The sequence below is a fragment of the Rhizobacter sp. genome (assembly GCF_031412495.1).
Classification (GTDB): Bacteria; Pseudomonadota; Gammaproteobacteria; order Burkholderiales; family Burkholderiaceae_C; genus Schlegelella_A.
This window is the reverse complement of the sequence record NZ_JANODC010000366.1, coordinates 1-6,035: the sequence shown is the minus strand read 5'-3', so window position 1 is coordinate 6,035 and position 6,035 is coordinate 1. Positions and strand designations below refer to the sequence as shown.

The window sequence follows — 6,035 nt, the reverse complement described above, 5'->3', positions numbered from 1 at the left end:
TCCATCAGCAGCTGGGCGCGCCGCTCTTCCGGGAAGAAGTTGATGATCCGCTCGATCGTCTGGCTCGCGCTGTTGGCGTGCAGCGTGCCCAGGCACAGGTGGCCGGTCTCGGCGAACGCGATCGCGTGCTCCATGGTCTCGGCGTCGCGAATCTCGCCGATCAGAATCACATCGGGCGCCTGGCGCAGCGTGTTCTTCAGCGCGTGGTGCCAGGACTTGGTGTCGACGCCGACCTCGCGGTGCGTCACCAGCGACATGCGCGAGGCATGCACGTATTCCACCGGGTCTTCGACCGTGATGATGTGGCCGGCCGAGGTGCGGTTGCGGTGATCGATCAGTGCCGCCAGCGTGGTCGACTTGCCCGAGCCGGTCGCGCCGACCACCAGCACCAGACCGCGCTTGTTCATCACCACGTCCTTCAGCACCTCGGGCAGCTTGAGCTTCTCGAAGTTCGGGATCTCCGAGGCGATCGTCCGGATGACCATGCTGACGCAGCGCTGCTGCATGTGCACGTTGACGCGAAAGCGCGACACGCCGGGGATCGAGATGGCGAAGTTGCACTCCATCTCCTTGGCGAACTCCTGCCGCTGCGTCTCGTTCATCAGCGAGTGGGCGAGCATGCGGGTGACGTCGGCGCCGAGCTTCTGGGCCGTGAGCGGCTTCATGCTGCCCTGCGCCTTCATGCTCGGCGGGAAGTCGGCGGCGACGAAGAGGTCGGAGCCGCCGGCCTGGCTCATGGTCGCCAGCAGCTTGTGCATGTAGGCGCGGGCTTGTTCTTCGGTGAAGGCTGCTGACATGGGGCTCCGGAGCGACGTTCGTTGCGACGGCGGAGGTTGCCAGCAAAGCGCACGGCGCTGGGCCCGGGTCGCGGGGAGGAAAGCACACTTTGCGCAGCGTGCTGACGGTCGGCGCGAGACGAGGCCGCAGCTCAGAGACGGGCCAGACGACCTCCGTCGACGCGGAGCTCGGCGCCGGTGACGAATGCGGCGTCGTCCGAGGCGAGGTAGGCGATCGCCGCGGCGACGTCGTCGGGCCGCCCGACGTCGGCGGCCTCGATCACCTCGGCGCCCGACTTCACGTTCGGGTTCTCGCGCAGCATCGGCGTCTCGATGGCCCCGGGCAGCACGGCGTTGGCTCGGATGCCCCGGGGCTTGCCTTCCATCGCCGCGGTGCGTGTCAGCGACAGCACGGCCGCTTTCGCCGCGGCGTAGGCGGCGACGAGCGGTGTCGTCTCGATGGCGTGGATGCTCGACACGTTGACGATCGCGGCGCCCGGCCGGCAGTTCAGGAAGGCGTGCTTGGTGAACCAGAAGGCGCCGAGGAAGTCGACGCGCAGCACGTTCAGGATGTCGGCCTCGGTGTGCGCCTCGATCGGCTTGAAGATCATGATGCCGGCGTTGTTGACGACGACGTCGAGCCGGCCGAAGCGCGCCATCGTCGCCGCCACAGCCGCCGCGACCTCGGCCTCGACGCCGACGTCGCAGGTCGCGGCCATCGCCTCGGCCACGCCGGCGCCGTGCAGCTGCTCGACGGCGGACGCGGCGCGGTCGGCCTTGTGGTCGGCGACGACGACGCGCGCGCCGGCGCGGCCGAAGCGCAGGCAGGTCGCCAGGCCGATGCCGGTGGCGCCGCCGGTCACGAGGACCACCTTGTCGTCGAAGCGCATGCGCCGCCTCTCAGCCGCCGCCGCTGTTCTGCAGCTGCGCCGTCGCGTGGCTGTCGCCCTTCTCGGCGCGCGCCTCGGCGTCGCGTGCGCTGGCCTCGTGCGCGGCCCGGCTCTCGTGCGGCGAGTAGACCGGCACGCGCAGGCAGACGCTTTGCGTCGGCAGCACGTTGCCCCACTCGCGGATGATCTTGCGGTAGGCCTCGCCGACCGGCCGGATGCGGCGGTCGAGGTCGAACAGGCCGAGCGCGTTGACCCGGCCGCGGTCCTCGCGCAGGGCCGAGTCCCAGTCGACCTGGTCGGTGAGCGAGTACCAGGTGAAGCCGATCACCGGAATGCCCTCGTTGCGGACGTGCAGCACATTGGCCCACTGCTTCCACAGCCAGAACACGGCCTCGTCGCCGCGCTCGCCCTGGGTGAAGTTGGTCTCGGTGTGCATCACCGGCAGGCGGTAGCGGTCGTAGTACTGCCAGGTGATGCCGTCGTAGCCGAAGATCTCGCCCGAGGCCAAGGTCTCGCCGTCGGCGAAGACGCGGTGCTCGTTGGTCGTGTAGTAGTCGTTGCCCATGACGCAGTGCTGCTTGAGGCCCTTGCCGAGGAAGAAGTGGTACTCCTCCCGCGTCATGCCGTTGTCGCAGAGGTACTCGTAGACCTCCGAGTCGACGCGCCGCCCGTAGTTGAGGTCGAGCGAGAGGAAGCGCCTGGCGTTGGCGATCTCGGCCGGCTTGATCGCGGCCGGGCTGTCGGCGTGGAAGTACTCGGTCGACTCGCTCTGCACGAAGATCGCGTCCGGCCGCACTTCGAGGATCGCCTGCATCGCTAGCACGTTGGCCTTGACGATGTGCTTCAGCGCGGTGACGAAGGCGCGGTCGCTGCGCAGCTGCTCGTTCCACCAGCCGTACGCCGCCGAGAAGGTGGCGCAGATGAACATCTCGTTGACGGGCGTGTAGAGCTGGACCCAGGGAAAGCGCTGCGCGAAGGCGCGTGCGTAGTCGGCGAACAGGGCCGGGAAGTCCGGGTTCTGGAAGTTGCCGATCCAGTCGGGGATGCCGAAATGGCACAGATCGACCATCGGCGTGATGTCGCGGCGCAGCAGCTCGGCGAAGGCGAGGTCGGTGAACTCCCAGTCGTGCCGGCCCGGCCCCAGCCAGGTGCGGTGCAGCGGCGGGCCGTAGCGCAGTACCTGGATGCCGAGCTCCTGGACGCAGTCGAAGTCGGTGCGCCACTGCTCGTAGTGCCCGCACTTGGCCATCTCGTCGACGCGGACCCGGCCGCCCTGGATCGTCGGGTAGCTGTTCTCGATGCCGGTGGCGAACATGAACGGCGGGATCAACGAGGCTCCTGCGGCCCGCGGCTGAACAGGCTTGGCGAAAGGGTATTACTCGGCCGATCGCCTTGGGCGCGGCGGGGCATCCTTGCCCTGCTTCCTTCCATCGAGGTCCGTCCCATGCACGAGCGTTCCGTTCGCCTCTCCGGCAAGCGCATGTACATCGCCCACCTCGCGGCTCGACTCGAGTCGATGGAGAAGGGGCGCACGGCGATGGACGCGGTCGCCTACCGCCTGTTCGTCCGCCGCATGAAGGCGGCGATGACCGACTACCCGGACGCGCTGCTCGCGGCCCAGCTCGGCCGTGTCTGCTCGGCGGTGATGGACGCGCTCGAGCAGCGCCGCTTCGAGGCCGCCGGCAGCCTGCCCGGCCTGCACGGGCGCCAGGCCCGCGCCGTCGCCACGGCGCTGCTGCGCAGGCTGAGCCTGAAGACGGTCTAGCGGCCGGCGCCGGCGCGGCGCCGCCCGGCGCCGCTAGAGGGGCACGGCGATGACGATCGGCGGCGACAGGCTGTCGCTTTCCTTCAGCGTGCCGTCCGGCTGAAAGCGTCGCACGTAGCTGTTGGCGAGCACGTGCAGCGCGCCCTCGGCGATGGCGCCGGTGGTCGGCTCGTCGAAGGCGCCGTGGTGGTGCGACTGCAGGACCCGGAGGCCGTCGATGCGGCGGCCGCCGTCGCCCAGGCGGAGGCGGACGACGCGGCCCGGGTTGGGCACGTTCTGCACGCCAACGAGGTCGCCTTCGTGCCAGTACAGGCCGTCGATGCCGCCGGTGACGACGCTGTCCGGCTGCGCCAGCCGCTGCGGCGTGCCGTCCGCGTCGAGACGGACGATGCCGGTGGACACCGCCACGTAGACGGCGCCGTCGGCGCCGACGGCGATGCCGTTCGCGCCGGGTGCGGCCTGCGCCGGGCCGAACGGCGCCAGCGCGCTCTCGCCGGGCCGCATGCGGTAGATCGAGCCGGCGCCCGAGTCAGTGGCGTAGAGCGTGCCGTCGGGTGCGACGGCGATGTCGTTGAGCTGCAGCGCCGCCGGCACGTCGTAGCGTGCGGCGAGCCGGTTGCGCGCGAGGTCGTAGCGCAGCACGGCATTGCGCCGCTCGGCCCGGGCGCTGTCCTCGAAGCCGTTGGTGCTCACGGCATAGAGCACGCGCCGGCGCGGGTCGACGGCCAGCCCAAGCACGGCGTCGAGCTTGTCGCCGGGATGGGAGAAGTCGCGCACCCGGCCGACCCGGTCGCTGGCGACGATCTTGCGCTGGGCGATGCTGCCGACGAAGAAGCGCCGGCCGTCGGGGTCGAAGGCGATGCCCTCGGGGATCAGGCGCGCATCGGTGAGGCGGAAGGCGACCGGCGCCGGCGCCGTGCGCACCTCCTCGGCGCCGAGCTGGGTGCGCAGGCCCTGGAACTCTGCGTCGGCCCACAGCGCGTCGAAGCCCATGCCCTTCGACGGCACGATGCCCAGACGGCGCCCGAGCAGCGTGCGCAGCTCGGCCAGCGCCGCCTCGCGCTCGCCGAGGGCGGCATGCGCGATCGCCTGATAGAAGGCGAGCAGCCCGTCGCCTGGCCGTTGCGCGCGCAGGGTGCGGACGCGTTCGAGGCTGGCCCGGGCCGCGGCCGCAGCGGCGTCGTCATCGGTGCCATGGACAGGGAGCACGGCGCCGGCGAGCAGGGCCGCGAGGGTGATCCACCGGGTCCAGGGCATCGGGTGTTCGGCCTGAGAGGAGGCCGCTATCTTCGCCGCCCTCGGCCTTTTTGTCTGTCCTCCGAGATCACTAGGCGCGCACCGGTCAATTGGGAAATCCCGTCGCGCGGGTAACCACTATGACGACTGACGATGGCTCGGACGACGATCGCTCAGCGAGTTGCGATGGGTGCAATCACCTGCTGCGGCACCGGTGGACCAGCGATGAACGGAGGGGCCGCGTGAACAAGATGACGACGACCAGGTGGCTGTCGGCCACGGCCATGGCCACGGCCGTGGGCCTCGGCGCGATGACGGCGACCGTGGCCTCCGCCGCGGACGGCAAGGGCAAGGGCACCAACAAGGCCTACATCGTCCAGATGGCCGACCTGCCCGTCACGGCCTACAGCGGCGGCATTCGCGGCTACGCCGCCACCAAGCCCGGCAAGGGCCTCAAGATCGATCCGAACGGCCCGGCCGTGGTCAGCTACAAGGCGCTGCTGACGTCGAAGCACGACACGGCGCTGGCCCGCGTCGGCGCCAGCAGGAAGCTGTACAGCTACGGCTACGTGTTCAACGGCTTCGCCGCCGAGCTCACCGAGGCGCAGGCGCAGAAGCTGCGCCAGACTCCCGGCGTGCTGGCCGTCACCAAGGACACGGCGCGTCGGATGACCACCAGCAGCACGCCCGACTCCCTCGGCCTCAAGGCTGCGGGTGGCGCCTGGAGCCAGGCCAAGGGCGAGAACGTCGTCATCGGCATCGTCGACAGCGGTATCTGGCCCGAGCACCCGAGCTTCTCCGACCGCACCCCGGACGGCAAGCGCGCCTACCAGCAGATCCCGGGGTGGCATGGCAAGTGCACGCCCGGCGACGCCTTCAACGGCAGCCACTGCAACCAGAAGCTGATCGCGGCGCAGTACTTCAACGCCGGCTACGGCGGCAACGCGGGCATCAAGGCGGAGTTCCCCTACGAGTTCAACTCCGCGCGCGACGCCGACGGCCATGGTTCGCACACCGCCTCGACGGCGGGCGGAAACGAGAACGTTCGCGCCACCGGCGCGGCCGCGGTCCTGGGCAGCATCAGCGGCATGGCGCCGCGGGCGCGCATCGCCGCTTACAAGGTCTGCTGGGGCAACCACGACCAGGGCGGCTGCTTCAACTCGGACAGCGTGGCGGCGATCGACCAGGCCGTTGCCGACGGCGTCGACGTCATCAATTTCTCCCTCCGCGGGACCAGCACCAACTTCCTCGACCCGGTCGAGGTCGCTTTCTTGTTCGCCGCCGACGCCGGCGTGTTCGTCGCTGCTTCGGCGGGAAATTCCGGCCCCGTCGGCAGCACGGTCGCGCATCCGAGCCCGTGGGTCACGA

The 6,035-nt window shown here is 70.1% G+C and carries 6 protein-coding genes; 2 read left to right on the top strand and 4 right to left on the bottom strand.

Annotated features, from left to right (window positions below):
- From AC30N0_RS13485 to AC30N0_RS13475, 3 genes are all read right to left on the bottom strand, one after another.
- Positions 1-797, bottom strand: a 797-nt coding sequence (locus AC30N0_RS13485) for a PilT/PilU family type 4a pilus ATPase (protein ID WP_489518422.1), incomplete at its 3' end; no start/stop codon positions are given.
- Positions 798-928: 131 nt separating this feature from the next.
- Entirely contained in the window at positions 929-1,666 is a 738-nt protein-coding gene (locus AC30N0_RS13480) for an SDR family NAD(P)-dependent oxidoreductase (RefSeq protein ID WP_489518421.1), read from the bottom strand.
- Between the two features lie 10 nt (positions 1,667-1,676).
- Positions 1,677-2,996 (bottom strand): family 1 glycosylhydrolase, encoded by a 1,320-nt coding sequence (locus tag AC30N0_RS13475; RefSeq protein ID WP_489518420.1) that lies wholly within the window; start codon positions 2,994-2,996, stop codon positions 1,677-1,679.
- A 114-nt stretch (positions 2,997-3,110) separates the two neighbouring features.
- On the opposite strand from AC30N0_RS13475, the gene AC30N0_RS13470 reads away from it, so the two are divergent.
- Complete coding sequence (locus AC30N0_RS13470; RefSeq protein WP_489518419.1) at positions 3,111-3,431, top strand: hypothetical protein; 321 nt, start codon at positions 3,111-3,113, stop codon at positions 3,429-3,431.
- Positions 3,432-3,464: 33 nt separating this feature from the next.
- Here the strand turns inward: AC30N0_RS13470 and AC30N0_RS13465 are convergent, their stop codons facing one another.
- Positions 3,465-4,688, bottom strand: coding sequence for an SMP-30/gluconolactonase/LRE family protein (locus AC30N0_RS13465; protein WP_489518418.1), 1,224 nt, complete (start codon positions 4,686-4,688; stop codon positions 3,465-3,467).
- 230 nt (positions 4,689-4,918) lie between these two features.
- Here AC30N0_RS13465 and AC30N0_RS13460 point away from each other — a divergent pair.
- Positions 4,919-6,035, top strand: a 1,117-nt coding sequence (locus AC30N0_RS13460; protein WP_489518423.1) for a S8 family serine peptidase, incomplete at its 3' end; no start/stop codon positions are given.

What these genes read in the sequence shown, in the direction of transcription:
- AC30N0_RS13480 (WP_489518421.1), bottom strand. Translation starts at nt 1,666, where the DNA reads ATGCGCTTCGACGACAAGGTGGTCCTCGTGACCGGCGGCGCCACCGGC.
- AC30N0_RS13470 (WP_489518419.1), top strand. Translation starts at nt 3,111, where the DNA reads ATGCACGAGCGTTCCGTTCGCCTCTCCGGCAAGCGCATGTACATCGCC.
- AC30N0_RS13465 (WP_489518418.1), bottom strand. Translation starts at nt 4,688, where the DNA reads ATGCCCTGGACCCGGTGGATCACCCTCGCGGCCCTGCTCGCCGGCGCC.